Annotated in this window: 25 protein-coding genes; 11 read left to right on the forward strand and 14 right to left on the reverse strand. The window is 71.0% G+C overall.

The window, feature by feature from the left end; genetic code table 11:
- Positions 1–38: 38 nt before the first annotated feature.
- Genes OHT76_RS27075 through deoC form a run of 3 tightly spaced genes read right to left on the reverse strand, consistent with a single transcriptional unit; the run spans position 39 to position 3344 of the window.
- The gene (locus OHT76_RS27075; RefSeq protein ID WP_328873453.1) at positions 39–947 is read right to left on the reverse strand and encodes an aldehyde dehydrogenase family protein; all 909 of its coding nucleotides are present in this window, start codon (positions 945–947) and stop codon (positions 39–41) included.
- A complete protein-coding gene (locus OHT76_RS27080; protein WP_328873454.1) occupies positions 940–2376 on the reverse strand; it encodes an aldehyde dehydrogenase family protein in 1437 nt (478 codons plus the stop codon). The genes OHT76_RS27075 and OHT76_RS27080 overlap by 8 nt, the downstream gene beginning before the upstream one ends.
- A 5-nt stretch (positions 2377–2381) precedes the next feature.
- A complete protein-coding gene (gene deoC / locus OHT76_RS27085; protein WP_328876629.1) occupies positions 2382–3344 on the reverse strand; it encodes a deoxyribose-phosphate aldolase in 963 nt (320 codons plus the stop codon).
- Between the two features lie 113 nt (positions 3345–3457).
- Between deoC and OHT76_RS27090 the strand changes: the two genes are divergently transcribed.
- Together OHT76_RS27090 and OHT76_RS27095 are read left to right on the forward strand one after the other, a co-directional pair.
- Positions 3458–4141 carry a PH domain-containing protein gene (locus OHT76_RS27090; protein ID WP_328873455.1) on the forward strand — a complete coding sequence of 228 codons (684 nt, stop codon included), beginning with the start codon at positions 3458–3460 and terminating at the stop codon, positions 4139–4141.
- A 193-nt stretch (positions 4142–4334) separates the two neighbouring features.
- Positions 4335–5798, forward strand: a complete 1464-nt coding sequence (locus OHT76_RS27095) for a hypothetical protein (protein ID WP_328873456.1) — start codon at positions 4335–4337, stop codon at positions 5796–5798.
- 430 nt (positions 5799–6228) lie between these two features.
- Here OHT76_RS27095 and OHT76_RS27100 read toward each other — a convergent pair whose 3' ends face one another.
- The 3 genes from OHT76_RS27100 to OHT76_RS27110 form a co-directional block, all read right to left on the reverse strand.
- Complete coding sequence (locus OHT76_RS27100; RefSeq protein WP_328873457.1) at positions 6229–7860, reverse strand: phospho-sugar mutase; 1632 nt, start codon at positions 7858–7860, stop codon at positions 6229–6231.
- A 253-nt stretch (positions 7861–8113) separates the two neighbouring features.
- On the reverse strand, positions 8114–8938 hold the full coding sequence (locus tag OHT76_RS27105; protein WP_328873458.1) for a purine-nucleoside phosphorylase: 825 nt from the start codon (positions 8936–8938) through the stop codon (positions 8114–8116).
- A gap of 304 nt (positions 8939–9242) precedes the next feature.
- Positions 9243–9680 carry a gamma-glutamylcyclotransferase gene (locus OHT76_RS27110; RefSeq protein ID WP_328873459.1) on the reverse strand — a complete coding sequence of 146 codons (438 nt, stop codon included), beginning with the start codon at positions 9678–9680 and terminating at the stop codon, positions 9243–9245.
- 97 nt (positions 9681–9777) lie between these two features.
- Between OHT76_RS27110 and OHT76_RS27115 the strand changes: the two genes are divergently transcribed.
- Both OHT76_RS27115 and OHT76_RS27120 read left to right on the forward strand, forming a co-directional pair.
- The gene (locus tag OHT76_RS27115; protein ID WP_328873460.1) at positions 9778–11226 is read left to right on the forward strand and encodes an NAD(P)H-quinone dehydrogenase; all 1449 of its coding nucleotides are present in this window, start codon (positions 9778–9780) and stop codon (positions 11224–11226) included.
- Positions 11227–11392: 166 nt separating this feature from the next.
- A complete protein-coding gene (locus OHT76_RS27120; RefSeq protein WP_328873461.1) occupies positions 11393–12331 on the forward strand; it encodes a DeoR/GlpR family DNA-binding transcription regulator in 939 nt (312 codons plus the stop codon).
- A gap of 79 nt (positions 12332–12410) precedes the next feature.
- Here OHT76_RS27120 and OHT76_RS27125 read toward each other — a convergent pair whose 3' ends face one another.
- Both OHT76_RS27125 and OHT76_RS27130 read right to left on the reverse strand, forming a co-directional pair.
- A complete protein-coding gene (locus OHT76_RS27125) occupies positions 12411–12962 on the reverse strand; it encodes a TetR/AcrR family transcriptional regulator (protein WP_328873462.1) in 552 nt (183 codons plus the stop codon).
- Positions 12963–13133: 171 nt separating this feature from the next.
- A complete protein-coding gene (locus OHT76_RS27130) occupies positions 13134–13316 on the reverse strand; it encodes a hypothetical protein (RefSeq protein ID WP_328873463.1) in 183 nt (60 codons plus the stop codon).
- A gap of 336 nt (positions 13317–13652) precedes the next feature.
- Here OHT76_RS27130 and OHT76_RS27135 point away from each other — a divergent pair, with 336 nt between their 5' ends.
- Together OHT76_RS27135 and OHT76_RS27140 are read left to right on the forward strand one after the other, a co-directional pair.
- The gene (locus OHT76_RS27135; protein ID WP_328873464.1) at positions 13653–14108 is read left to right on the forward strand and encodes a helix-turn-helix transcriptional regulator; all 456 of its coding nucleotides are present in this window, start codon (positions 13653–13655) and stop codon (positions 14106–14108) included.
- 120 nt (positions 14109–14228) lie between these two features.
- Positions 14229–14930, forward strand: a complete 702-nt coding sequence (locus OHT76_RS27140) for a hypothetical protein (RefSeq protein WP_328873465.1) — start codon at positions 14229–14231, stop codon at positions 14928–14930.
- Between the two features lie 90 nt (positions 14931–15020).
- Here OHT76_RS27140 and OHT76_RS27145 read toward each other — a convergent pair whose 3' ends face one another.
- Entirely contained in the window at positions 15021–16793 is a 1773-nt protein-coding gene (locus OHT76_RS27145; RefSeq protein ID WP_328873466.1) for an acetyl/propionyl/methylcrotonyl-CoA carboxylase subunit alpha, read from the reverse strand.
- Between the two features lie 382 nt (positions 16794–17175).
- Between OHT76_RS27145 and OHT76_RS27150 the strand changes: the two genes are divergently transcribed.
- Positions 17176–17625, forward strand: a complete 450-nt coding sequence (locus tag OHT76_RS27150) for a hypothetical protein (RefSeq protein WP_328873467.1) — start codon at positions 17176–17178, stop codon at positions 17623–17625.
- Positions 17626–17637: 12 nt separating this feature from the next.
- Here OHT76_RS27150 and OHT76_RS27155 read toward each other — a convergent pair whose 3' ends face one another.
- The 4 genes from OHT76_RS27155 to OHT76_RS27170 form a co-directional block, all read right to left on the reverse strand.
- On the reverse strand, positions 17638–18246 hold the full coding sequence (locus OHT76_RS27155; RefSeq protein WP_328873468.1) for a Maf family protein: 609 nt from the start codon (positions 18244–18246) through the stop codon (positions 17638–17640).
- 4 nt (positions 18247–18250) lie between these two features.
- Positions 18251–18379 (reverse strand): morphogenic membrane protein MmpB, encoded by a 129-nt coding sequence (mmpB, locus tag OHT76_RS27160; protein ID WP_328873469.1) that lies wholly within the window; start codon positions 18377–18379, stop codon positions 18251–18253.
- Positions 18380–18484: 105 nt separating this feature from the next.
- Complete coding sequence (locus OHT76_RS27165) at positions 18485–18694, reverse strand: acyl-CoA carboxylase epsilon subunit (RefSeq protein WP_315887284.1); 210 nt, start codon at positions 18692–18694, stop codon at positions 18485–18487.
- A gap of 9 nt (positions 18695–18703) precedes the next feature.
- The gene (locus tag OHT76_RS27170) at positions 18704–20299 is read right to left on the reverse strand and encodes an acyl-CoA carboxylase subunit beta (protein WP_328873470.1); all 1596 of its coding nucleotides are present in this window, start codon (positions 20297–20299) and stop codon (positions 18704–18706) included.
- A 111-nt stretch (positions 20300–20410) separates the two neighbouring features.
- Here OHT76_RS27170 and OHT76_RS27175 point away from each other — a divergent pair, with 111 nt between their 5' ends.
- Together OHT76_RS27175 and OHT76_RS27180 are read left to right on the forward strand one after the other, a co-directional pair.
- A complete protein-coding gene (locus OHT76_RS27175) occupies positions 20411–21271 on the forward strand; it encodes a biotin--[acetyl-CoA-carboxylase] ligase (RefSeq protein WP_328873471.1) in 861 nt (286 codons plus the stop codon).
- 123 nt (positions 21272–21394) lie between these two features.
- Positions 21395–22504, forward strand: coding sequence for an adenylate/guanylate cyclase domain-containing protein (locus OHT76_RS27180; protein ID WP_328873472.1), 1110 nt, complete (start codon positions 21395–21397; stop codon positions 22502–22504).
- A 9-nt stretch (positions 22505–22513) separates the two neighbouring features.
- Here OHT76_RS27180 and OHT76_RS27185 read toward each other — a convergent pair whose 3' ends face one another.
- The gene (locus tag OHT76_RS27185) at positions 22514–23137 is read right to left on the reverse strand and encodes a hypothetical protein (RefSeq protein ID WP_328873473.1); all 624 of its coding nucleotides are present in this window, start codon (positions 23135–23137) and stop codon (positions 22514–22516) included.
- Between the two features lie 183 nt (positions 23138–23320).
- Here OHT76_RS27185 and OHT76_RS27190 point away from each other — a divergent pair, with 183 nt between their 5' ends.
- Both OHT76_RS27190 and OHT76_RS27195 read left to right on the forward strand, forming a co-directional pair.
- Positions 23321–24124 (forward strand): enoyl-CoA hydratase/isomerase family protein, encoded by an 804-nt coding sequence (locus OHT76_RS27190; protein ID WP_328873474.1) that lies wholly within the window; start codon positions 23321–23323, stop codon positions 24122–24124.
- 91 nt (positions 24125–24215) lie between these two features.
- Positions 24216–25364 carry a GGDEF domain-containing protein gene (locus OHT76_RS27195; RefSeq protein WP_328873475.1) on the forward strand — a complete coding sequence of 383 codons (1149 nt, stop codon included), beginning with the start codon at positions 24216–24218 and terminating at the stop codon, positions 25362–25364.
- Positions 25365–25611: the final 247 nt, after the last annotated feature.

Here is a 25611-nt window from a genome sequence, read left to right on the forward strand (position 1 = left end):
GACGGAGGGGAGGCGCGGCTCTCCGGTTTCGGGCGGCTCTAGTACGAGGAGCCGGACGCGCCCAGCGACCCGGTGGGGTGCCAGACCGTCTTCGTCTCCAGGAACGCCGTCATGCGGTCGAGCCCCGGAGTCGCCGACCAGTCGACTTCATCCACAGGCTGTGGACGGAGAACTCGCTTCAGGTTGTCCGCCGCCGCGATCTCCAGCTCCTTCGCCAGCACCTCGTCGGCGCCCGCGAGGTCGATCGCGTTGACGTCCTGGTGTGCGGCCAGCGGGGTGGCGATCTCCGCCGTACGGCCCGAGAGGACGTTGACGACGCCGCCGGGCAGGTCGGAGGTGGCCAGGACCTCGCCGAGGGAGAGGGCCGGGAGCGGGGACTTCTCGCTCGCGATCACGATCACCGTGTTGCCGGTGGCGATCACCGGGGCGATCACCGAGACCAGGCCGAGGAAGGACGACTCCTGGGGGGCCAGGACGACGACCACGCCGGTCGGTTCGGGGGAGGAGAGGTTGAAGTACGGGCCCGCGACCGGGTTTGCGCCGCCCACGATCTGGGCGATCTTGTCGGTCCAGCCCGCGTACCAGACCCAGCGGTCGATCGCCGCGTCCACCTGGGCCGCCGCCTTCGACTTCGACAGGCCCTCGGCGTCGGCCACTTCACGTACGAACTGCTCGCGGCGGCCCTCCAGCATCTCGGCGATGCGGTAGAGGATCTGACCGCGGTTGTACGCCGTCGCCCCGGACCAGGCCCCGAACCCCTTGCGCGCGGCGACCACCGCGTCACGGGCGTCCTTGCGGGAGGACAGCGGCGCGTTGGCCAGCCAGTTGCCCTTCGAGTCCGTCACTTCGTACACCCGGCCGCTCTCGGAACGCGGGAACTTCCCGCCCACGTACAGCTTGTAGGTCTTGAAGACGCTCAGACGCTGCTGCTCGGACTTGTCAGACATCGAGGTACGCCTCCAGGCCGTGGCGGCCGCCCTCGCGGCCGAAGCCCGACTCCTTGTAACCGCCGAACGGCGAGGTCGGGTCGAACTTGTTGAACGTGTTGGACCAGATCACGCCCGCGCGCAGCTTGCTCGCGACGGCGAGGATCCGGGACCCCTTCTCCGTCCAGATGCCCGCCGACAGGCCGTACTGGCTGTTGTTGGCCTTGGCGACGGCCTCGTCCGGGGTGCGGAAGGTGAGGACGGACAGCACCGGGCCGAAGATCTCGTCGCGGGCAATGGTGTGCGCCTGGGTGACGTTCGTGAAGAGCGTCGGCGCGAACCAGTAGCCGGACGACGGCAGTTCGCAGGCCGGGGACCAGCGCTCGCCGCCCTCCGCCTCGCCCTTCTCGACGAGCGAGGTGATCCGGGAGAGCTGCTCGGCGGAGTTGATCGCGCCGATGTCGGTGTTCTTGTCCAGCGGGTCGCCGAGGCGGAGCGTGGACAGACGGCGCTTCAGGGAGTCGAGGAGCTCGTCCTGGATCGACTCCTGGACCAGCAGCCGGCTGCCCGCGCAGCAGACCTGGCCCTGGTTGAAGAAGATGCCGTTGACGATGCCCTCGACGGCCTGGTCGATCGGGGCGTCGTCGAAGACGATGTTGGCGCCCTTGCCGCCCAGTTCCAGGGTGAGCTTCTTGCGGCTGCCGGCGACCGTCCTCGCGATCTCCTTGCCGACCGCGGTGGAGCCGGTGAAGGCCACCTTGTTCACGTCCGGGTGGGCCACCAGGGCCGCGCCCGTGTCGCCGTAGCCCGGAAGGATGTTGACGACGCCCTTGGGCAGGCCCGCCTGGCGGCAGATGTCCGCGAAGAAGAGGGCGGAGAGGGGGGTCGTCTCGGCGGGCTTGAGGACGACCGTGTTGCCGGTCGCGAGCGCCGGGGCGATCTTCCACGCCAGCATCAGGAGGGGGAAGTTCCAGGGGATGACCTGGCCCGCGACGCCGAGCGGCCGCGGGTTCGCGCCGTAGCCGGCGTGGTCGAGCTTGTCGGCCCAGCCCGCGTAGTAGAAGAAGTGCGCGGCGACCAGGGGGAGGTCGGCGTCGCGAGTCTCCTTGATGGGCTTGCCGTTGTCCAGGGTCTCCAGTACGGCGAGCTCGCGGCTGCGCTCCTGGATGATCCGGGCGATCCGGAACAGGTACTTGGCGCGCTCGGAGCCGGGCAGCGCCGACCACTTCTCGAACGCCTTGCGGGCGGCCTTCACCGCGCGGTCGACGTCCTCGGAACCGGCCTGGGCGACCTCGGAGAGGACCTCCTCGCTGGACGGCGAGACGGTCTTGAAGACCTTGCCGTCGGCCGCCTCCACGAACTCGCCGTCGATGAACAGGCCGTACGACGGCGCGATGTCGACGATCGAGCGGGACTCGGGGGCCGGTGCGTATTCGAATACCGATGCCATGGTGATCAGTCCACCGTCACGTAGTCGGGGCCGGAGTAGCGGCCGGTGGCCAGCTTCTGACGCTGCATCAGCAGGTCGTTCAGGAGGGAGGAGGCGCCGAAGCGGAACCAGTGGTTGTCCAGCCAGTCCTCGCCCACCGTCTCGTTCACCAGGACCAGGAACTTGATCGCGTCCTTGGTCGTACGGATGCCGCCGGCCGGCTTCACGCCGACCTGTACCCCGGTGGCGGCGCGGAAGTCCCGTACCGCCTCCAGCATCAGGAGCGTGTTCGGGGGCGTCGCGTTCACCGCCACCTTGCCGGTCGACGTCTTGATGAAGTCGGCGCCCGCCAGCATGCCGAGCCAGCTCGCGCGCCGGATGTTGTCGTACGTCGACAGCTCGCCGGTCTCGAAGATGACCTTGAGGCGGGCGGACGTACCGCAGGCTTCGCGTACGGCGACGATCTCGTCGTACACCTTCATGTAGTTCCCGGCGAGGAAGGCCCCGCGGTCGATGACCATGTCGATCTCGTCGGCGCCGGCGGAGACGGCGTCGCGCACGTCGGCCAGCTTCACGGCGAGGGGGGCGCGGCCTGCCGGGAAGGCGGTGGCGACGGAGGCGACCTTGACGGTGGAGCCGGCGACGGCCTCCTTGGCGAACGGCACCATGTCCGGATAGACGCAGACCGCGGCCGTCGCCGGGGTCGTACGGTCCGTCGGGTCCGGGTGGACCGCCTTGGCGCCGAGCGCCCGGACCTTGCCCGGGGTGTCCGCGCCTTCCAGCGTCGTCAGGTCGACCATCGAGATCGCGAGGTCGATGGCGTAGGCCTTGGCGGTCGTCTTGATGGAACGGGTACCGAGGGACGCGGCGCGCGCCTCCAGGCCGACCGCGTCGACGCCGGGCAGCCCGTGGAGGAAGCGGCGCAGCGTGCTGTCGGACGCGGTGACGTCCGAGAGGGTGTGCGCTGCGGTGGGTGCATTGGTGGGCATGGTCACCAGACGAGCATATCTACGCGCGTAGCGGCTGTACAGCCCCGGGTGCTCATCTTTGGAGTCGGGGCCGCGAATGAGCACGGGGGACTGCGTCGGGCAGAATCGGGGGCATGACGACCCCGGAGCGCTCCTCATCTGTGCCGCAGCCGCCGGTTCCGCCTGCTCGGGACCGGGTGTATCGCTCGCCCATGGGCATGGTGGCCGGCGTTTTGTTGCTGGGCATTGTGCTCTGGCTGGGGATCGATGCGGTGATTCAGGGGGACGGGCGGACGCCCTGGCTGGCGCTTGCTTCGATGATTCTTGTGGTGCCGGGGGTGGCCGCGTTCACCTTGCGGCCGGCTGTCTTTGCCAATGAGGAGCGCCTGCGGGTCCGAAACCCGTTCCGGGTGGTTGTGGTGCCCTGGGGGCAGGTCGCCTCTTTGCGGTCCGGGTACTCCAATGAGGTCGTTGCCAAGACCGGGGCGAAGTATCAGCTGTGGGCGATTCCTGTTTCGCTGCGGGCTCGGAAGAAGGCGGCCAGGCGCTCCGCTCGGGCGGAGGCCGAGAAGAGCGGCCGGGGCGGACGGGGTGCTGGGCTCGGACTTGGTTTTGGGGGGCTCGGGGGCGGCGGTGAGATCGACGGGCCCGCGCGTGCTGAGACCGACAAGGTGATGGATGACCTTCGGGAGCTGTTGGAGGCTCGGGAGAAGGCGGAGTCCGCGCAGGGGGATGTTGCTGTGCGGTGGGCCTATGAGGTTGTTGGGCCTGTGGTGGCGGGGGCGGTTTTGTTGGTCGTCCTGCTGGTGGTGGGCTGAAGGGCTCGCCTTCGGTGGCCTTCAGGGGATGCCGCCAACGCCCTTCGTCAGGTACTGCAACCAACTTGGTCGTTCGCTTGTCTCGTCAGCCATGACTACTGATGTTCGGCCGCCCTTGCCTCGGCCCTTGCCTGAGTCTGCTGTGCCTGAGGGGTGTCTGAGCTGGGATGGTGAGCCGGCTCGGGGTTGGCTCGTGGAGTCGCCGCCTCGGTGGGTGCGGTACTACGAGGTTGTGGGCCTCGGGGTCGTGGGGGTTGTGCTCGCGCTGGGGTTCGGCGGGGTGGAGCCGTATCTCGCGGCCTTGGTGCCGCTTCAGGTTCTGTGGGTGTGGGTGCGGCCCGAGGTGGTGCGGGTTTCGGCGCCGGGGCTTGTTGTTGCCGTTGGCCTGGAGCGGGTGGGGTGGGTGGGCCTGGTCGGGGCCGTCCTGCTCGCCGGGGTCTGCCTGGGGCTTGCTGAGGTGCGGTTGCGTGCTCGGCGTCGGCAGCGGGCCGTTGCTCTGGCTGCCGCCGGGGGTGTCACGGCGGCTGTGTCGGGCGGTGACGTGCCCTTGCGGCGGGGTGTGTGGCTCGGTGTGGTCGGGCTGTTCGCGGTGATGCTGGGGGGTTTGTTGGTCCAGGTCCCCGGTTCGGCCGGGTGGCTGTCGATCGGGCTCGGGCTCACCGCCCTCGTCTCCGCCGGGCTCGGGCGGTACCGCGCCGCTCGGTTGCGGTCCGCCCCCGTGCCCGTGCTGCGCGTGCTCGTGCGCGATGACGAGGCGGCCCGGACCCAGGTGTTCGCCGCCGATGACGTGGCCGCGCTGCGGCCCCTGTTCACCGTCTCCGCGCTGTCCTCGGCCGCCGAGGAGGAGGGCGAGGAGACCGATGACGATGATGACGATGATGACGATGACGACGTTGACGACGATGATCTTCTTGAGCTGATCGAGGACGACCAGCCCGGGCCCCTGCGCGAGGCCGTGCTCTACGGGGTGCCCTGGGACGGGGCCGAGGTCGTCATCGTCAGTGCCGATGAGGAAGAGAGCGAGCCGCCGCTCGTGGAGCGGTCGGTCGGGCCTGTCCGGCCGGCGTGGGACGCCCCGGTGGTCGAGAAGCGGCCGACCGATGTGGCGATGGTTCCGCAGCCCGTGCTGCGGTGGCGTGCGGGGTGGCTGGACTGGGTGGCTGCGCTGCTGCTGGCGCAGTGGGGCGTCTGGCTGAGCTGGGCCGTGTTCACCGATGCCGGGGCCGCTCTCTGGAAGCAGATCCTGGTGGCCGTACTGGGGCTGTTCGGGGCGGCTCGGGTGCCGGTCAAGGTGGGCTGGCGGATCACCGCCGACCGCGCCGGGCTGTGGATCAACGGCCTGTTCAAGGTGGTCCACATCCCCTGGGACGACTTCCGTTCCGCCCGTCACCGGTCGACGGAACTGAAGCTGCGCTGGCGCGGCGGTGAGTCCTGGGCCGTGGCCGCGCCCGGTTGGAAGTGGCTGGAGCGGCGGCGCGCGCTGACGCATCCGTACGACCGGCTGACCGCCGAACTCAACACCCTGCGCACGGAGCCCGCTCTGCGGCCCACGGGGGACAGTGCCGAGGGGGAGCGGGGCCGGGTGCTGTGGCCGTGGGCGTTGGTGCTTGCGGTCGGCTGGGTCGCGGTCCTGGTCGTCACTCGGGCCGGTCTGTAGGGGTTGCGGGGGGTTACGGCGCGGTCGGCCACGCCAGGGCCGTGTGCGCCTCGCAGCGCCCTGCGGCCCATGTGGGGCAGCGCTGAGCGGGAGCGGGGCCGGGTGCTTTGGCCGTGGGGGTTGGTGCTCGGGGTCGGCGGGCTTGGCGGTGCGCCCAGAGGGTCAGGGCCAGCAGGCCCTCGGCGCCTACGGCGACGTAGGCGAGGAGGGCAGGGGCGGGAAGCGCGTGCGGGTCTCTCGGGGTGTCGGCCGGAAGGCGGTTGAGGACACGGCGGCGGCTTCTGGGCTTACGTGGTGTGCGCTTGGCGGTCCACGGTTGCCCGGAGGGTGCGGTGGGGCGTGCAGCCAGCGTCAACTGCCGCTCCGAAATCACCCGATGGGGTGCCTCCGTGCGGGGCACCCCATCGTCGGTTGTTGTTGCTGCTGCGGATCAGATGCCTGCCGCCGCCGACAGGTCCCGCTTGATCGCCTCCAGGAGGTCGGTGGCCCTGGCGCGGGCCCCCGGGAGGGCGGAGAGGTCGGCGACCGGCACGACGACCTCCAGATAGCACTTCAGCTTCGGCTCGGTGCCGCTCGGGCGGACGATCACACGGGCGCCGTCCAGGGCGTAGCGCAGGCCGTCGGTGGGCGGGAGCTTGTCCGTGCCCTGGGTGAGGTCCTCGGCGCGGGTGATGGCCATGCCCGCCAGCTCGGTCGGCGGCTGCTCGCGCAGTCGGCGCATGGCGTCCGCGATGACGGAGAGGTCCTCGACACGGACCGAGAGCTGGTCGGTGGCGTGCAGCCCGTGCTCGACGGCGAGGTCGTCGAGCAGGTCGAGCAGCGTGCGGCCCTGCTCCTTCAGCTCGGAGGCGAGTTCGGTGATCAGCAGGGCGGCGGTGATGCCGTCCTTGTCGCGTACGCCGTCGGGGTCGACGCAGTAGCCGAGGGCCTCCTCGTAGCCGTAGCGCAGGCCGTCGACGCGGGCGATCCACTTGAAGCCGGTGAGGGTCTCCTCGTACGGGAGGTTCGCCTTCTCGGCGATCCGGCCGAGGAGGGAGGAGGAGACGATGGATTCGGCGAAGGTGCCGCGCGCTCCCCGTCGGACCAGGTGGGCGGCGAGCAGGGCGCCTACCTCGTCGCCGCGCAGCATGCGCCACTCGTTGTTGTCCTTGACGGCCACGGCGCAGCGGTCGGCGTCGGGGTCGTTGGCGATGACGAGGTCGGGGTTCGTCTCGTGGGCCTTGGCGAAGGCCAAGTCCATCGCGCCGGGCTCTTCCGGGTTGGGGAAGGCGACGGTGGGGAAGTCCGGGTCGGGCTCCGCCTGCTCGGCGACGAGCGCTGGCTCCGGGAAGCCGGCCCTCGCGAACGCGGCGAGCAGGACGTCCTTGCCGACGCCGTGCATGGCCGTGTAGACCGTGCGGGCGGTGCGCGGGGAGTCCTGGGCGAGGACGGCGTCCGTGCGGGCGAGGTAGGCGTCGAGGACGCGGTCGTCCAGGGTCTCCCAGCCGGTCTTGGGGCGGGGGACGGTGGTCAGGGAGCCGATGGCGGCGATCTCGGCGGCGATCTCGGCGTCGGCCGGGGGCACGATCTGGGAGCCGTCGCCGAGGTAGACCTTGTAGCCGTTGTCGCGGGGCGGGTTGTGGCTGGCGGTGACCTCTACGCCGGCGACCGCGCCGAGGTGCCTTATGGCGTACGCGAGGACGGGGGTGGGGAGGGGGCGGGGGAGTACGGCTGCCCGGAGCCCTGCGCCGGTCATGACGGCCGCCGTGTCGCGGGCGAAGTCCTCCGACTTGTGGCGGGCGTCGTAGCCGATGACGACCAGTCCGCCCTCCTGGCCCTGCTTCTTCAGGTACGCGGCGAGGCCGGCTGCGGCGCGGATGACGACCGTGCGGTTCATGCGCATGGGGCCGGCGCCGATTTCGCCTCGCAGGCCCGCTGTGCCGAACTGGAGGGTGCCGGTGAAGCGTGCGGTGAGCTCTGCGGTGTCCTTGGCGTCGATCAGCTCGGCGAGTTCGGCACGGGTGTCCGTGTCGGGGTCCTCGGCCAGCCATGCCTTGGCCCGGGCGATGAGATCGTCGTGCACGTCGGGTCAACCTCTCGTGTGTTCGTGCGGCGCGGTGGGGGTGACGGCGAGTTTTGTTCGCCCCCGCCGCCCCTACCCGTCCCATCCTCCAGGGGCTGCCGCCCCTTCGACCCCGCCCAGGGGGCTCTGCCCCCTGGACCCCCGCTCCTCAAACGCCGGAGGGGCTGATTTAGCAGGCCGAAGGGGGGTCTGGGGGCGCAGCCCCCAGGGATGGGACGGGTAGGGGCGGCGGGGCGAAAAAGTTCCGTCGGACTTACAGGCGGCCCAACACCTGCGCCAGCAGTGAACCCATCTGGGTGGCGCTGTCGCGGCCGGCCTGGAGGACTTCCTCGTGGTTCAGGGGCTCGCCCGTCATACCCGCGGCGAGGTTCGTGACCAGGGAGATACCCAGCACCTCCGCACCCGCCTCACGCGCCGCGATCGCTTCGAGGACCGTCGACATACCCACCAGGTCCGCCCCGATGACCCGAGCCATCCGGATCTCCGCGGGAGTCTCGTAGTGCGGGCCGGGGAACTGGGCGTAGACACCCTCCTCCAGCGTGGCGTCGATCTCCTTGCACAGGGCGCGCAGCCGGGGGGAGTACAGATCCGTCAGGTCCACGAAGTTCGCGCCCACGATCGGCGACGTCGCCGTGAGGTTGATGTGGTCGCTGATCAGGACCGGCTGCCCCGGGCGCATGCCCTCCCGCAGACCACCGCATCCGTTCGTCAGCACGACCGTCTTGCAGCCCGCCGCGACCGCCGTACGCACACCGTGCGCGACCGCGGCCACTCCACGGCCCTCGTAGTAGTGCGTACGGCCGAGAAAGACCAGCGCCCGCTTGGCACCGATCTGGTACGAGCGGATCTTGCCGCCGTGGCCCGCGACCGCCGGCGGCGGGAACCCGGGCAGCTCGGTGACCTGGAACTCGGCGTCGGGATCGCCGAGGGCGTCCACGGCCGGCGCCCAGCCGGAGCCCATCACGAGGGCGACGTCGTGGGTCTCGGCGCCCGTCAGTTCGCGCAGGCGAGCGGCGGCGGCGTCGGCGGCGGCGTACGGGTCGCCCTGGATGTCGTCCGGAAGAAGAGATGCGTTCACGCCGACGAGGGTAGCCGGTCAATGCCTACGCGCGTAGATGACAGAGCCCACGGGATGGCGATCGTTGTCTTGTTGTTTCCGACGAAACGCGCGCGGTCAGCCGTCCGGGACAAGGACTTCCCCCTCCTCGAAGGCCGCGACCGCGAAGACCAGCAGTCGGCCGCGGCTGACCACGTACTCGACCAGGATCTCCCGCGTGAGCCGGATCGTGCGCTCGGCCCCGGTGGAGCCGATGGCCCGGGACTTCGGATGGAACGGATCGGCGGCCAGGAGGGAAATGCCCCGCTCGAAGAAGCCCCCGTCCTCAGCAAGGCCGCTTCCGCAGCTCCATCACATAGTCGTGCGGCGCCCCCGCCGACTCCGCCGCGTCCGCGATCTCGCCCAGGTACCGTGCCGACGGCAGGCCGCCCTCGTAGCCGTTCAGGACGTAGACCCACGCCGACTCCTCGCCCTCCAGCGTGACCGCGCGTACCCGGGCCCGGCGGTAGACGCCGAGGCCCACGCCCTCCCAGCGGTCCAGGGACTCCTCGTCCATGGGGGCGATGTCGTACAGCGCGACGAAGACCTGGGAGAAGGGATCCTCGACGATCGTCGCCAGGGCGCCCTCCCAGCCCATCTGCTCGCCCCCGAAGGTCAGCCGCCACCCGTTCAGCCAGCCGGTGGCGCGCAGCGGCGAATGCGGGGCGCGGCGGGTCATCAGCCGCGCGTCGAGGTTGCCGGCGTACGCGGCGTAGAGCGACATGGGGAGAGGGTACGGCAGGGCGCATCGCGCGTCCCTCCCGTAACAGTGGGGTCTCGGGCGGGGCCCTGGGCCGTAGCACCGCGGTGCGTGCGGGACAATGGAGTACGTGACTCGGATCGTGATCATCGGTGGCGGACCCGGCGGATACGAGGCGGCCCTGGTGGCCGCCCAGCTCGGCGCGGAGGTGACCGTCGTCGACTGCGACGGTCTGGGCGGGGCGTCGGTGCTCACCGACTGCGTGCCGTCGAAGACCCTTATCGCTACGGCCGAGGTGATGACCACCTTCGATTCGTCGTACGAAGAGCTCGGCATCATCGTCGCCGACGACACCCCCCACATCGACACCCCCGCGCGGGTCGTCGGCGTGGACCTCGGCAAGGTCAACCGCCGGGTGAAGCGGCTCGCGCTCGCGCAGTCGCACGACATCACCGCCGCCGTCACCCGGGCCGGCGCCCGGGTCATGCGCGGCCGTGGCCGCCTCGACGGCATGCAGGCCCTCGACGGCTCCCGCAAGGTGGTCGTGGCCGCAGCCGACGGCACCGAGGAGACCCTCGTCGCCGACGCCGTCCTCATCGCCACCGGCGGTCACCCGCGCGAGCTGCCCGACGCCCAGCCCGACGGCGAGCGCATCCTCAACTGGACCCAGGTCTACGACCTCGACGAGCTGCCGGAAGAGCTCATCGTGGTCGGCTCGGGTGTCACCGGTGCCGAGTTCGCCGGCGCCTACCAGGCCCTGGGTTCCCGGGTCACCCTCGTCTCCTCCCGCGACCGCGTGCTGCCCGGCGAGGACTCGGACGCCGCCGCCGTGCTCGAGGACGTCTTCCGGCGGCGCGGCATGAACGTCATGTCCCGCTCCCGCGCCGCCGCCGCCAAGCGCGTCGGCGACCGCGTCGAGGTCACCCTCGCCGACGGCCGCGTCATCACCGGCTCGCACTGCCTCATGGCCGTCGGCGCCATCCCGAACAGCGCCGGGCTGGGCCTCGAGGAGGCCGGCGTCAGGCTGCGCGACTCCGGTCACATCTGGACCGACAAGGTGTCGCGCACCACCGCCCCCGGTGTGTACGCCGCCGGCGACGTGACCGGCGTCTTCGCCCTCGCCTCCGTCGCGGCGATGCAGGGCCGTATCGCCATGTACCACTTCCTCGGCGACGCCGTCGCCCCGCTGAACCTGAAGACGGTCTCCTCGAACGTCTTCACCGACCCGGAGATCGCCACCGTCGGCTACAGCCAGGCGGATGTGGACGGCGGAGTCATCGACGCCCGTGTCGTCAAGCTCCCGCTGCTGCGCAACCCGCGCGCCAAGATGCAGGGCATCCGGGACGGCTTCGTCAAGATCTTCTGCCGTCCGGGCACCGGCATCGTGGTCGGCGGTGTGGTCGTCTCCCCGCGCGCCTCGGAACTGATCCACCCCATCTCGATCGCCGTCGACAACAATCTGACGGTCGAACAGATCGCGAACGCGTTCACCGTGTACCCCTCCCTTTCGGGGTCGATCGCCGAGGTGGCCCGGCAGCTGCACACCCGCAAGACCGGCGGCGAGATCTGACGGCTTGAACCGACTCCCCGCTGGTCACGGGGAGTTGTCGAGCATGCGTGCGGCATAGGCACGGGGCGTAGCTCCTATACCACTTCCCGCCCTCCTGTGCGAACAACTTCTGCTATTCGGCGCAAACTGCTGAAACCAGACGGTCGTTGGGGTTACTGTCAGTTTCGTGTTCGCTGCAGAACGTCGCCAATTGATCCTCGAAATGGTGCGAGCGAATGGGGCCGTGTCGCTCCGTGAGCTCGCCCGCGTCGTCCAGACCTCCGAAGTGACCGTACGGCGGGACGTGCGCGCGCTGGAGGCAGAAGGACTCCTCGACCGCCGACATGGCGGTGCGGTATTGCCGGGCGGGTTCACGCGGGAGTCCGGCTTTCCGCAGAAATCACATCTCGCGACCGCCGAGAAGACGGCCATCGCCGATCTCGCCGCGAACTTCGTCGAAGAGGGCGAGGCCATCGTGGTCGGGGCCGGTACGACCACGCAGGAGCTGGCCCGTCGGCTGGCCCGGGTGCCCGGGCTGACCGTCGTCACCAACTCCCTGCTGGTGGCCCAGGCGTTGGCCCATGCGAACCGGGTGGAGGTCGTGATGACCGGCGGCACTCTCCGCGGTTCGAACTACGCCCTCGTGGGCAGCGGGGCCGAGCAGTCCCTGCAGGGGCTTCGGGTCTCCCGTGCCTTCCTGTCCGGGAGCGGCCTTACGGCCGAGCGCGGGCTGTCCACGTCCAACATGCTCTCGGCGTCCGTCGACCGGGCGCTGGTGCAGGCGGCGGCGGAAGTTGTCGTCCTCGCCGATCACACCAAGCTCGGTACGGACACGATGTTCCAGACCGTGCCTACGGATGTGATCACGCGGCTGGTGACCGATGAGCCGCCGACTCATGACGACCGTGCCCAGACCGAGTTGCAGGCCCTTGCCGATCAGGGGGTGCAGATCGCCGTGGCCGGGGCGAGTGGGAGCCAGGGGGGTGACGAAGTCCCGGCACGACGCGCTGCGCGGTCTGTGCCGGGCCCTAGGCGGGCGGCTCCGGCGGGGCTTCGGTCGGCGGTGCTTGGGGAGCCGGTGCCGGGGGCTGAGCGGGGGCGTGTCGCTGATCTTCGGCGGCGTTAAGGGCGCCTATTCACAGGGGTTTTGCTGTATTTGGGCGGCTGCGGGTCCGTTGTGGCTGGTCGCGCAGTTCCCCGCGCCCCTAGAGGTCCGTTTTCAACCCCCTCAGTGTCAACATCAGCAACCTGTCCGCCAGGTCTGGATCCCCCGGGGTCTCTTCCGCCGCCAATGCGATGGCATGGGTGAGCTGGAGCAGGTCGGCGATCGCCACATCCGTGCGGACCTTGCCCGCCTCCTGCGCTCTGCTCAGCAGCTCACCTCCCGCCTCCCTGATCGGGTCGCTGCACCGGGCCAGGGCCGACGTGTCGTCGTAGGAGACGGACATCAGCGCTCGCGACAAGCCGCGGTACTCGCTCGCGTGCTCGACCATCTCCCGTAGCCAGGTCACCAGGGCGCCGCACGGCTCCGGCGCCCGGCTCAGTTCGCGGGCCCGGGCCAGTAGGTCGCTCACCGCGTCCTCGAAGACCGCGCTCAGTAGGGCGTGGCGGTTGGGGAAGTGGCGGTAGAGGGTGCCGATGCCTACGCCCGCTCTGCGGGCCACGTCCTCCAGGGACGCGTCCGTGCCGTGCTCGGCGAAGGCGGTGCGGGCCTCGGTGAGGAGGCGGTCGTAGTTGCGCCGGGCGTCGGCGCGCATGGCGCGCGGAGCAACTTGCGATGCCGCCGCACCTCCACTCTCCGCGGTCCCGCGTGAGGTCGCGCCCACCATGGCTCCCACCTGCTCTCATCCGCGCCCGGCTCTGCCTTCAGGATGCCATCGCGCACCTGCGAGTGGCCTTCCCGCGCCCGTCCGGGGCCCTAACGTCTCTTACAGGACGTCTCGGGCGGGAGCAGCGCCGGGGGAGTGCGCATGGAGATCAGTGGCGCGGACGGGCGGCGGGTGCTGTCCGTCGTACGGGGTCTTGAAGAGGTCGGTTCCGTCGAGGAGTTGCGGGCGCGGGTGCTGCCCGAGCTGTTGCGGCTGGTAGTCGCGATCCTTGCTGTCGAACACGCGGTTGATTCGTCGCGCGTCACGGTGAACCTGTCGCTTCTTGTCCCGAGTTCGGGCGCCTGCGCCGATAGCGTTCCCCCGTCCGACAGCGCTGCTGGCGGACCTACCGCCGGGCGGGCGGAAAGTGACGCCTGTGGAGGCCCGTGTAAGACCGACTCCCCTGCGGGAGGGGCAAGGGCTGATGAAGCAGGAACCCGTGGTGGCGCTGAATGCCGGCGCGGACCAGAATCGCCTGCGTCCGCGCAGGTGAGGGCGCCAAAACCTGGACTTCCGGCCCGAGGCACAGTGGAAGCCCTGCCACCGCCGCACGTTTGCGTCGGTGGCGTATGCCCGTTTGTGGCTTCCGTAGCCGCGCTGGAACTGGTCGGCGGGCAGGACCGGGGGGTCGCCGCCCTCGACGAGGCCGGGCGGCCGTACGCCCTCAATGCCGTGGCCGGCGGTCTCCTGCCCGCCGTACTCGATCATCCGCTGCTCGGTGTCGGCGACTTCGCCACCCGGGACGTGGAGGTCCGGCATGTGCCGCCTGCCGCACCCGGGTTGCCCGTTCTGCTGCTGCTCCGGGATCTTGCGCGGGCCCGCACCACCGCCCGGCTCTTCGGGGTGACCGAGCAGGAGTTGCGTACCTTGCGGCACCTCGACGGCGGGTGTACGGCGACGGAGGCGGCCCGGCGGATGGGGCTGGCCCCGGCGACCGTGCGGGGGTATATCGCCTCCCTGCACCGGAAGTTGGAGGCGGGGCACACGGCGGCGCTGCTGCGCAGGGGGCGGGATCTCGGGATGCTCGGGGAATAGCGGGCCGCCTGAGGCGACATGTCGCGATACGTCAGAATTGACGGATGGTCATCGGCCTGGCGTGCTCGCTTCACTGGCGGAAGGCGCCCCGCGCGTGGGCAGCCGCCAAGGGGGACTCTCATGACCACGACTCCGTCGCGTGCGCCGACCTCGGCCGCCGAGCCGGGGGCGCCGGCCGGTACCGGGCGCGTTCTGCTGGGGATCACCACCGTGCTCGGGCCGTTCCTGCTGGCCCTCGGTGTCGGCATCATCCCGTACAGCACCGGGGGCTCGGAGGAGGAGATCGTCCGGGACATCGCCGACGACCGGACGCTCACCCAGGTGAGCCTGTGGTGCTGGCTGTTCGGGTCGATCGCGCTGGTGGTCGGCACGCTGGTGGTGGGGCTGCTGGCGATGCGGTACTCGCCCAAGCTCGGGCTGTGGGGGCTCGTCCTGCTCGGCACCGGGCTGCTGGCCATCTCCTCGGCACCGGAGCTGGACGCGGTCGCCCTGGGCGGGCTCGAGGAAGGCGTGAGCCAGGAAGCCCTGGCGAAGGCCGGGGAAGGGACGTACGGACTGCTGGTGGTCGCCGTACCGACCTTCTACTTCGTCGTCGCCCATGTCCTCGGGGCGATCCTGCTCGGCGTCGCCCTGCTGCGCGGCCGGGTGATCGCTCCCTGGGCGGCCTGGCTGCTGATCCTGTCCATGCCGGTCAACGTGGTCGGATACGCGGGCGGCATCATGCCCCTGACCGTCCTGTCCTTCGCGATGATGGGCGTCGCCTTCGCCCTGGCCGGACTCGTCGTCGTCCGGCACGGCATCGGCTGGACGCGCACCACCTAGGGTCCACCGAAGCGGGGGACGGGGAAAACGAGGCGCCCGGCGGACTGTCTGCTCCAGTCCGCCGGGCGCTTCGGGATGTCGTACGGCTGCTCAGTCCTTGATCTCGCAGATCGCCGCGCCCGAGGTGATCGAGGCGCCGACCTCGGCGGCCAGGCCCTTGATGGTGCCGGACTTGTGGGCGTTGAGCGGCTGCTCCATCTTCATGGCCTCCAGGACGACGACCAGGTCGCCCTCCTTGACCTCCTGGCCCTCCTCGACCGCGATCTTGACGATCGTGCCCTGCATCGGGGAGGCGAGGGTGTCGCCGGAGGCGACGGGGCCGGACTTCTTCGCCGCGCGGCGCTTGGGCTTGGCCCCGGCGGCGAGGCCGGTGCGGGCCAGCGACATGCCGAGCGAGGACGGCAGGGAGACCTCCAGGCGCTTGCCGCCCACCTCGACGACGACCGTCTCACGGCCCGCCTCGTCGTCCGTGTCCACGTCGGCGGGGGCGGCGAAGGGCTTGATCTCGTTGACGAACTCGGTCTCGATCCAGCGGGTGTGGACCGTGAAGGGGTCCTGGCTGCCGGTGAGTTCGGGGGCGAACGCCGGGTCCTCGACGACCGCGCGGTGGAACGGGATGGCCGTGGCCATGCCCTCGACCTGGAACTCCTCCAGGGCGCGGGCGGCCCGCTGCAGGGCCTCCTTGCGGGTGCGGCCGGTGACGATCAGCTTGGCCAGCAGGGAGTCCCAGGCCGGGCCGATGACCGCGCCGGACTCCACGCCCGCGTCCAGCCGGACGCCGGGGCCGGAGGGCGCGTTGAACGTGGTGACCGTGCCGGGCGCCGGGAGGAAGTTACGGCCCGGGTCCTCGCCGTTGATGCGGAACTCGAAGGAGTGGCCGCGCAGCGCCGGGTCGTCGTAACCCAGCTCCTCGCCGTCGGCGATCCGGAACATCTCGCGTACGAGGTCGATGCCGGCGACCTCCTCGGTGACCGGGTGCTCCACCTGGAGACGGGTGTTGACCTCCAGGAAGGAGATCGTGCCGTCCATGCCGACGAGGAACTCGACGGTACCGGCGCCGACGTAACCGGCCTCCTTCAGGATGGCCTTGGAGGAGGAGTACAGCTCGGCGACCTGCTCGTCGGAGAGGAACGGCGCCGGGGCCTCCTCGACCAGCTTCTGGTGGCGGCGCTGGAGCGAGCAGTCACGGGTCGACACGACCACGACATTGCCGTGCTGGTCGGCCAGGCACTGGGTCTCCACATGCCGCGGCTTGTCCAGGTAGCGCTCGACGAAGCACTCGCCCCGGCCGAAGGCGGCGACGGCCTCACGGACCGCCGAGTCGTAGAGCTCGGGCACCTCTTCGAGGGTCCGGGCGACCTTCAGACCGCGGCCACCGCCACCGAAGGCGGCCTTGATCGCGATCGGCAGACCGTGCTGCTCGGCGAAGGCGACGACCTCCTCGGCGCCGGAGACCGGGTCCGGCGTGCCGGCGACCAGCGGCGCACCCGCGCGCTGGGCGATGTGCCGGGCGGCGACCTTGTCACCGAGGTCCCGGATGGCCTGCGGCGGCGGACCGATCCAGATCAGCCCGGCATCGAGAACCGCCTGCGCGAAGTCGGCGTTCTCGGAGAGGAATCCGTAGCCGGGGTGGATGGCGTCGGCCCCCGACTCGCGCGCCGCCTTGAGGACCTTCTCGATGTCCAGATAGCTAGTGCCCGGGGTGTCACCGCCCAGGGCGAACGCCTCATCCGCGGCGCGGACATGCAGAGCGTCCCGGTCCGGGTCGGCGTATACGGCCACGCTCGCGATACCGGCGTCCCGGCATGCCCGGGCCACGCGGACAGCGATTTCGCCACGGTTGGCGATGAGCACCTTGCGCACGATTGAGGCTCCCTCCTTGAAACAAGCCGAGTTTAGGGACTGCCGACACGGCACTTCGACCCGTCCCCAATGGTGAGCTTGCCCACACGGAGCGTGATTCGAGGCTCGCTCGACCCGCGAAATCCCTTGTCGCACCGTGGTACGCGGGACTCCTCCCGGAAACCCTAGCCGCCCGCTGTGGTCAAGGTCTCTGTCATCAGGTGCTGCGGGCCACTCCGTTTCTTTGTGGAGTCCCTACGAATGGCCCAACGATTCTTTGCCCCTCTCAGAACCCTTGTCCCGAGGTTTACCCGTTAGTAGCGTTCGCTTGTCTCGAACGTACTTGGAGTAACCGCAGTCCTGCTAGGACGGCGCTAGAGCGCTCGGAAGTGGGTGGGGGCCGGTGGTGCGCAGACCGGTGGCATGGGTGGTGGCGGTCGTCCTCTTCACCGAGGCGTTCGGCATCGCAGCGGTCCAGTGGTTCCTGGGCGTCGTGGTCGACCGCCAGGACATGTCCCTGGCGGGGCTGGACCCGGATGTGATGTCGGTGTCGTCGAAGATCGGGGGCGTGGTCTTCGGCTTGTACTTCGCGCTGTGCGGCGTGGTGGCGCTGTTGGTCGCGCTACGGGATCGCCCGGCGGCCGGGCTCGGGCGGGTGCTGTTGATCAGCGCGGCGGTCGTGCACGGGCTGCTGGGGGCGTTCGCCTGGGGCCTGGTGGGCTGGACGGCGTTCCTGTTCATGGTGGTGGTGCTGGGGCTGATCGTGCTGTTGCTGATGACGTACGACGCCCAGGGCAACGGGGAGCCGGTGGACGCTCGGCCGGAGCCTACGAATGGGGCTGCGCCGGCGTAAGGACGTCCGAGGTCACGTCCACAGGTCGGTGATGGAGATCCCCAACTGGGCCAGCAGCCGTCGGACCAACGGCAGGCTGATGCCGATCACATTGCCGTGGTCGCCGTCGATGCCGTCGATGAACGGGGCCGAGCGGCCGTCGAGGGTGAACGCCCCGGCGACATAGAGGGGTTCGCCCGAGGCGACGTACGCGGCGATCTCCTCGTCGGTCGGCTCGCCGAAGCGGACGACGGTGGAGGCGGTGGCGGAGGCGTGCCGTCCGCTCACCGTGTCCCAGACGCAGTGGCCGGTCTGGAGGGTTCCGGCCCGGCCGCGCATCGACTTCCACCTCGCGGTGGCCTCCTCGGCGTCGGCCGGCTTGCCCAGCGGCTGTCCGTCCAGGTCGAGGACCGAGTCGCAGCCGATCACCAGCGCACCCATGACCTCCGGCTTCGCCGCCACGACGGAGGCCTTCGCCTCGGCCAGGGCGAGGGCCAACTCGGCGGGGGTGGGCGCGGTGACGGCGTCCTCGTCGACGCCGCTGACGATGACCTCGGGGTCCAGACCGGCCTGGCGCAACAGCCCCAGCCGGGCGGGGGACTGGGAGGCCAGGACGAGTCGGCGGCGGGGCTGATCAGTCATGGAGTCAGCGTAGTCCGGCCACGAGCATGGCGAGCACCATGGCCAACGCCACGAGCACGCCGAGTCTCCGCAGCATGTTCTGCACATCGCGGAGTTCTTTCGGCGGCTCGTCTTCGGGGTCGGACCAGAGCATGCCACTAGCGTGGGGCTTGGGCCGTTCAGGGCGCCTGAGTATGCGTACTTAATTGGCGCCCTTGGTTCCACGACTGTGCGCGGTTCCCCGCGCCCCTGAGGAGTTTTACCCAGGCCAGTACGTACGTGCCCACGTCGTCGGGCCCGGTTGCGGCAAGCGGTGTGCCGCGATCCTCGCCGGGTCGGACCACGAGTCCCGTTCCGTGGGCGCGCCGGGCGGCACCGATGCTGCCGCCGCGGCGCGGGCGCGGACCACCGCCAGGGCGGCGGCCAGCTCCTCGGGGGTCGGGTTGCCCCGCAAGACCTTGATCGTCACAGCGGCTCCTTAGAGGGGGATGTTGCCGTGCTTCTTGGGGGGCAGGGACGCCCGCTTGGTGCGGAGCTGGCGCAGGCCGCGCACGATGTGGCGGCGGGTCTCCGACGGCATGATCACGGCGTCGATGTAGCCGCGCTCGGCCGCGATGTAGGGGTTGAGGAGGGCGTCCTCGTACTCCTGGATCAGACGGGCGCGGGTCGCCTCCAGGTCGCCGTTCGTCTCGGCCTCGGCGATCGTGCGGCGGTGCAGGATGTTGACCGCGCCCTGGGCGCCCATGACGGCGATCTGGGCGGTCGGCCAGGCGAGGTTGAGGTCGGCGCCGAGGTGCTTGGAGCCCATGACGTCGTAGGCGCCGCCGAAGGCCTTGCGGGTGATGACGGTGATCAGCGGGACCGTCGCCTCGGCGTAGGCGTAGATCAGCTTGGCGCCGCGGCGGATGATGCCGGTGTGCTCCTGGTCGACGCCGGGCAGGAAGCCGGGCACGTCGACGAAGGTGAGCACCGGGACGTTGAAGGCGTCGCAGGTCCGCACGAACCGCGCGGCCTTCTCGGACGCGTCGATGTCGAGACAGCCGGCGAACTGCATCGGCTGGTTGGCGACGATGCCCACCGGCCGGCCCTCGACCCGCCCGAACCCGGTGAGGATGTTCGGCGCGAACAGCGGCTGCGTCTCGAAGAACTCGGCGTCGTCCAGGACGTGTTCGATCACCGTGTGCATGTCGTACGGCTGGTTCGCGCTGTCCGGCACGATCGCATCCAGCTCGCGGTCCTCGTCGGTGAGTTCGAGGTCCGCCTCCTCCGGGAAGGCCGGGGCCTCGGAGAGGTTGTTGGACGGCAGGTACGACAGCAGCTGCTTGACGTACTCGATGGCGTCCTTCTCGTCCCCGGCCATGTGGTGCGCCACGCCCGAGGCGGAGTTGTGGGTACGGGCGCCGCCGAGCTCCTCGAAGCCGACGTCCTCACCGGTGACGGTCTTGATGACGTCCGGGCCGGTGATGAACATGTGCGAGGTCTGGTCGACCATGACCGTGAAGTCGGTGATCGCGGGGGAGTAGACCGCCCCGCCCGCACACGGGCCCACGACGAGCGAGATCTGCGGGATGACCCCTGACGCATGGGTGTTGCGGCGGAAGATCTCGCCGTACGCGCCCAGCGACGCGACGCCCTCCTGGATCCGGGCGCCGCCGGAGTCGTTGATGCCGATGACCGGGCAGCCGGTCTTCAGCGCGAAGTCCATGACCTTGACGATCTTCTGGCCGTAGACCTCGCCCAGCGCGCCGCCGAAGACGGTGAAGTCCTGCGAGAACACGGCGACCGGGCGGCCGTCGACCGTGCCGTACCCGGTGACGACGCCGTCGCCGTAGGGGCGGTTGTGCTCCAGGCCGAAGTTGGTCGACCGGTGCCGGGCGAACTCGTCCAGCTCGACGAAGGACCCCTCGTCGAGGAGGAGCTCGATGCGCTCACGGGCCGTCAACTTGCCCTTGGCGTGCTGCTTCTCGACGGCACGTGCGGAGCCGGCGTGCGTCGCTTCATCGATGCGGCGCTGAAGATCCGCGAGCTTGCCCGCGGTGGTGTGGATGTCGATCTGCTCTTCCGGCTCGGACATCGGGATCGCGGCTCCCTGCCTGCTCAAAAGGGGGGACGGTTACTCATCCGTAGAGTAGTGGCGCGCCTACCAATCGGCAGTGCGGCGTTGGCCACACCTAGGGTGGCTTGCATGACGCCGCGCGATGCATCAGACGACAGCCGCTGGTCCGACCTGGAACGTCCTCCGCTCAATGGCTCGGCACTGCGCCGGGCGCTGGTACGGGCGGACGGACTGTGGTGCGACGTGGAGGTGGTGCAGCGCACCGGCTCCACCAACAGTGATCTGGTGGCTCTGGCCGCGAAGGGCGGGGCCGAGGAGGGCGCGGTCCTGGTCGCCGAGGAGCAGACGGCAGGCAAGGGGCGGCTCGACCGGCAGTGGACGGCACCGCCTCGCTCGGGCCTCTTCTTCTCCGTCCTGCTGAAGCCGACGGGCGTCCCGGTCACCCGCTGGGGCTGGCTGCCGCTGCTCACCGGGGTGGCGGTGGCGACGGGGCTTTCACGGGCGGCGGGGGTCGATACGGCACTCAAGTGGCCCAACGACGTGCTGGTGACCGTCGGCGGGGAGGAGCGCAAGGCCGGGGGCATCCTCGCGGAGCGGGCCGGGGACGACGGGGTGGTGGTGGGCGTCGGTATCAACGTCACCCTCAAGGAGGAGGAACTCCCGGTGCCGCAGGCGGGCTCGCTGGCGCTGGCCGGGGCGGTGAGCACGGACCGGGATCCCTTGCTGCGGGCGGTGCTGCGGTCGCTGGAGGACTGGTACGGGCGGTGGCGGTCGGCCGGGGGCGACCCCGCGGTGAGCGGTCTGCAGGAGACGTATGCGGCGGGGTGCGCGACGCTCGGGCGCGTGGTGCGGGCCGAGCTGCCCGGGGACCGGTCGCTGGTCGGGGAGGCGGTCGCGGTGGACGGGGACGGCCGCCTGGTGATCGCCACCGAGGAGGGGGTGCAGGAGCCCGTGGGGGCGGGGGACATCGTGCACCTGCGTCCGGCGTGAGTTCTTCGCCCTTGCCACCGTCACCCCCTCCGGAATCGCCCTGACGGAGTGAGCTAGGGCACACCTGCCGTAAAGTGAAGGCCGGTCGATACCTGACCGCGGCAGATCGGAAGGGCAGCAGGCGTGACCGTCGACGACACGGGCTCCGGCATGGACCCCTACGCCGCCGACCCCGGCGAAGATCCACTCGCCCTGCGTCTTGAACAGCTCATCCTCGGCGCGGAGCGGCGCTACACCCCCTTTCAGGCCGCCCGCAGCGCCGGTGTCTCGATGGAGCTGGCCTCCCGTTTCTGGCGGGCCATGGGCTTCGCCGACATCGGGCAGGCCAAGGCGCTGACCGAGGCCGATGTACTGGCGCTCAGGCGCCTCGCCGGTCTGGTCGAGGCGGGGCTGCTCAGTGAGGCCATGGCCGTGCAGGTGGCGAGATCCACCGGGCAGACCACGGCCCGGCTCGCCGAGTGGCAGATCGACTCCTTCCTGGAGGGCCTGACCGAGCCGCCGGAGCCGGGCATGACCCGGACCGAGGTCACCTACCCCCTGGTCGAGCTGCTCCTGCCCGAACTGGAGGAGTTCCTCGTCTACGTCTGGCGCCGCCAGCTCGCCGCCGCCACCGGGCGGGTCGTGCAGGCCGCCGACGACGAGGAGATGGTCGACCGGCGGCTCGCCGTCGGCTTCGCCGACCTCGTCGGGTTCACGCGGCTGACCCGCCGTATGGAGGAGGAGGAGCTCGGCGAACTCGTCGAGGCCTTCGAGACCACCGCCGCCGACCTGGTCGCGGCGCGCGGCGGACGGCTCATCAAGACGCTCGGTGACGAGGTGCTGTACTCCGCCGACGACGCGGGTGTCGCCGCCGAGATCGCGCTGCGACTCATCGAGACCATGGCGAACGACGAGACCATGCCCGAGCTGCGGGTCGGCATCGCCTTCGGCACGGTGACCACTCGTATGGGCGATGTCTTCGGTACGACCGTGAATCTGGCCTCCCGGCTCACCTCGATAGCTCCTCGGGACGCCGTCCTCGTCGACAGCGCCTTCGCGGAGGAGCTGATCCGTACCGGCGAGGCACCGGCCTCCGAGGCGGAGGCGGCGGAGGCCGCGGCGGCCGCCGAGAAGGAGGGCGAGGAGCCGCCGACGTACCGCTTCGCGCTGCAGCCGATGTGGCAGCGGCCCGTGCGTGGCCTCGGCGTGGTCGAGCCGTGGCTGCTCGCGCGGCGCGACGGGACTCCCTCGTAGCGGAGGCCGTCAGCGGGTCACGCACAGCCCCACGATCGGAAGGCACACACCCGGACGGTCGGTGGGGCTGGGCGACGGCTGCGGGCTCGGGGAGTTCGCGGGCGCGCTGGGAGCGGGCGTCGGCGCGGCTGCGGGCGGCTGTGGGGCGGGGCCCGTCGTCGCGGGCGGGTTCGGCCGGGGTGTGGCGGTGTTCGGGGCCTCGGGGATCGTCGTCGCGGGGTCCAGGGGTGTTACGGGGGTGACGGCTCCCGGAGTCGTCGTCGGTACGAGGCTCGGGGTCGCCGTGGGGGTGGCGCCCAGGCCGCCCATGGCGGTGGTCGCGGACGGGCTGACCTGCGGGACCGTGCCCACGGTCGCGGCGGCGTTCGTGGCGCGGTCCGCTGCCGGGTCCCTGTCCCCGCTGGGGTTCAGCCAGGGTTCCGCCTCCGGGGTGCCGAGGCTGCTGAGCCCCGACTCGGGGGTCAGTCGTACGAGGCTCAGGGCGCCGGCCGCCAGGGCGAGGCCGCCCGCGGCGAGCAGGACCTTGCGGGGACGGGGGCGACGGTGCCGGCCGCGGGCGCCGAAGAGGCGGGTTGGGGTGCCGGTCCCCGTGTCGTCCGTGGTCTGCGTCGCCGACGCTTCCGTAACCGCCATCACGATCCCTCCCCGATGCGCTCGCGCCCCCGTTGCGCCGTGGCGGACGCACGCTATGCGCTCCGGCGGGTGGGGGGAGCGCGGTTTCGGGGGATGTCACCCGAATGGGGTGCCTTCCCCCAGGGAGGCCGGGCTGCGATGATCGGGGCGATCGTTGTTAACCCGCGTTAACCGGAGGGTGTCATGAGCGAGGAGCGGTACGGGGAGTTCGTGCAGGTACGGCGGCACGGGGACGGCGGGCATGTCGCGGAACTCGCCCTGGACCGGCCGAAGGCCATGAACGCCGTGTCGACGGAGATGGCGCGGTCGGTGGGGGCGGCGTGTGCGGCGCTGGGGGCGGACGCGAGCGTGCGTGTGGTGGTGGTGACCTCTACGCATGAGCGGGCGTTCTGTGTCGGGGCGGATCTGAAGGAGCGGAACTCTTTCAGCGACGCGGATCTGGTGCGACAGCGGCCGGTGGCTCGGGGGGCGTACACGGGGGTGCTGGAGCTGCCGGTGCCGACGATCGCGGCGGTGCATGGGTTTGCGCTGGGGGGTGGGTTCGAGCTGGCGCTGTCCTGCGATCTGATCGTGGCGGACGCGACTGCCGTGGTGGGGCTGCCCGAGGTGTCGGTGGGAGTGATCCCGGGTGGTGGCGGTACGCAGTTGCTGCCGCGGCGGGTCGGGGCGGCTCGGGCGGCTGAGCTGATCTTCACGGCGCGGCGGGTCGAGGCTGTGGAGGCACAGGAGTTGGGGCTCGTGGATCAGCTGGTGGAGGCGGGGCGGGACCGGGAGGAGGCGCTGTCTCTGGCGTCGCGGATCGCCGGGAACTCGCCGGTGGGCCTGCGGGCGGCGAAGCGGGCGCTGCGTCTGGGGCACGGGCTGGATCTGCGGGCCGGTCTTGAGGTCGAGGACGCGGCGTGGCGGTCGGTGGCGTTCTCGGGGGACCGGGCGGAGGGGGTGGCGGCGTTCAACGAGAAGCGGAGGCCGGAGTGGCCGGGGGAGTGACGGCCCCCCTGGGTGGGCGCGGCCCGGCAGGTTGACACCTGTTCGCCGTATCAATGTCCCTATTTGTCGCGAACCTCCCTAGCCTGGAGTGATGGGTGAGGAGAACCGGCTGTCGGCCGTTGTGGGGTTGGCGCAGGGGATGGCGGCGGCGCACAGTTCGCGGGAGGCCTGGCGGGCGGCGGCGGTGGGGGCCTGTCGTGCGCTCGGGGGGAGTTTTGCCGCGCTGTCGGTGTGGGAGCGGGAGCTGGGGCGGTTGCGGGTGCTCGTCAATGTGGGGGACCGGGCCCCGGACGAGGTGGAGTTCCCTGATGGCGAGGCTTATCCCGTCCATCAGTTCCCGGAGATCACCGAGTTTCTGCACGAGCGCTGGGCGGGGGGCGGTGAGCCCAACGCCTGGGTCGAGACCGCGGAGGGGCCCGCGGCCGGCCGGCGGCCCGGGTACATCCATCAGCGCGTCGCTGCCCTACGGCGCCGGGGTCGCGGGTGTTGCGTCGTCGCGCCCATCGTGCTGCACGGCCGGGCGTGGGGCGAGCTCTACGTAGCCCGTCCGACCGGCGCCCCCGTCTTCGAACGGGAGGACGCCGACTTCGCCACTGTGCTCGCGGCCGTCGTCGCCGCCGGGATCGCCCAGGCGGAGCGGCTGGAGGAGGCTCGGCGGCTGGCGTTCACCGACGCGCTCACCGGTCTCGCCAACCGCCGAGCCGTGGACGGACGGCTGGACGAGGCCGTCGAACGGCACCGCAAGGAGGGTGTCGTCGTCAGCCTCGTCGTCTGCGATCTGAACGGGCTCAAGCGCGTCAACGACACCCGCGGGCACGCCGTCGGCGACCGCCTGCTGGAGCGTTTCGGCTCGGTTCTCTCCCTGTGCGGCGCCATGCTTCCCGGCACCCTCGCCGCCCGTCTCGGCGGCGACGAGTTCTGTCTGCTCGCCGTCGGCCCGCCCGCCGACGAGGTCGTTCGCGCCGCCGACGAACTGTGCCGCCGGGCCGCCGAGTTGGAGCTGGGCGACGGGGTGGCCTGCGGGGTCGCCTCCACGGCCGATCCCATCGGCCCGGTCCGCTCGGCCCGCCGCCTGTTCCGGCTGGCCGACGCGGCTCAGTACCAGGCCAAGGCGATGCGCGCCACGAAGCCGGTGGTAGCGGGCCGAGAGGGCCCCGACGACCCGGTCGTACAACTGGCCGACGCCCCCTCCACCGAGCCCCCCACAGCAGAGCGCCGCCGCTTCCGCGGCCGCCGCTGAGACCGTCACCGCACGCCCGAGCCCCCCGGGGCTGTCGCTCACCGCCGCTCCGGGCAAACGCCGCCGACCGAACCGATCGCCTCCGCCGTCCCCGACCGATCGCCTCCGGCGTCCCCGACTGATCGCCTCTGGCGTCCCCGACCACCGTTCCCGCCGCCTCCGGCGTCCCCGACCACCGTTCCCGCCGCCTCCGGCGTCCCCGACCACCGTTCCCGCCGCCTCCGGCGTCCCCGGTGGCCGCTTCCGC

The organism is Streptomyces sp. NBC_00287 (assembly GCF_036173105.1).
In the GTDB taxonomy this organism is placed as follows: Bacteria; Actinomycetota; Actinomycetes; order Streptomycetales; family Streptomycetaceae; genus Streptomyces.

What these genes read in the sequence shown, in the direction of transcription:
- OHT76_RS27075 (WP_328873453.1), bottom strand. Translation starts at nt 947, where the DNA reads ATGTCTGACAAGTCCGAGCAGCAGCGTCTGAGCGTCTTCAAGACCTAC.
- OHT76_RS27080 (WP_328873454.1), bottom strand. Translation starts at nt 2,376, where the DNA reads ATGGCATCGGTATTCGAATACGCACCGGCCCCCGAGTCCCGCTCGATC.
- deoC (WP_328876629.1), bottom strand. Translation starts at nt 3,344, where the DNA reads ATGCCCACCAATGCACCCACCGCAGCGCACACCCTCTCGGACGTCACC.
- OHT76_RS27090 (WP_328873455.1), top strand. Translation starts at nt 3,458, where the DNA reads ATGACGACCCCGGAGCGCTCCTCATCTGTGCCGCAGCCGCCGGTTCCG.
- OHT76_RS27110 (WP_328873459.1), bottom strand. Translation starts at nt 9,680, where the DNA reads ATGTCGCTCTACGCCGCGTACGCCGGCAACCTCGACGCGCGGCTGATG.
- OHT76_RS27115 (WP_328873460.1), top strand. Translation starts at nt 9,778, where the DNA reads ATGGAGTACGTGACTCGGATCGTGATCATCGGTGGCGGACCCGGCGGA.
- OHT76_RS27125 (WP_328873462.1), bottom strand. Translation starts at nt 12,962, where the DNA reads ATGCGCGCCGACGCCCGGCGCAACTACGACCGCCTCCTCACCGAGGCC.
- OHT76_RS27140 (WP_328873465.1), top strand. Translation starts at nt 14,229, where the DNA reads ATGACCACGACTCCGTCGCGTGCGCCGACCTCGGCCGCCGAGCCGGGG.
- OHT76_RS27155 (WP_328873468.1), bottom strand. Translation starts at nt 18,246, where the DNA reads ATGACTGATCAGCCCCGCCGCCGACTCGTCCTGGCCTCCCAGTCCCCC.
- mmpB (WP_328873469.1), bottom strand. Translation starts at nt 18,379, where the DNA reads ATGCTCTGGTCCGACCCCGAAGACGAGCCGCCGAAAGAACTCCGCGAT.
- OHT76_RS27170 (WP_328873470.1), bottom strand. Translation starts at nt 20,299, where the DNA reads ATGTCCGAGCCGGAAGAGCAGATCGACATCCACACCACCGCGGGCAAG.
- OHT76_RS27175 (WP_328873471.1), top strand. Translation starts at nt 20,411, where the DNA reads ATGACGCCGCGCGATGCATCAGACGACAGCCGCTGGTCCGACCTGGAA.
- OHT76_RS27185 (WP_328873473.1), bottom strand. Translation starts at nt 23,137, where the DNA reads ATGGCGGTTACGGAAGCGTCGGCGACGCAGACCACGGACGACACGGGG.
- OHT76_RS27190 (WP_328873474.1), top strand. Translation starts at nt 23,321, where the DNA reads ATGAGCGAGGAGCGGTACGGGGAGTTCGTGCAGGTACGGCGGCACGGG.
- OHT76_RS27195 (WP_328873475.1), top strand. Translation starts at nt 24,216, where the DNA reads ATGGGTGAGGAGAACCGGCTGTCGGCCGTTGTGGGGTTGGCGCAGGGG.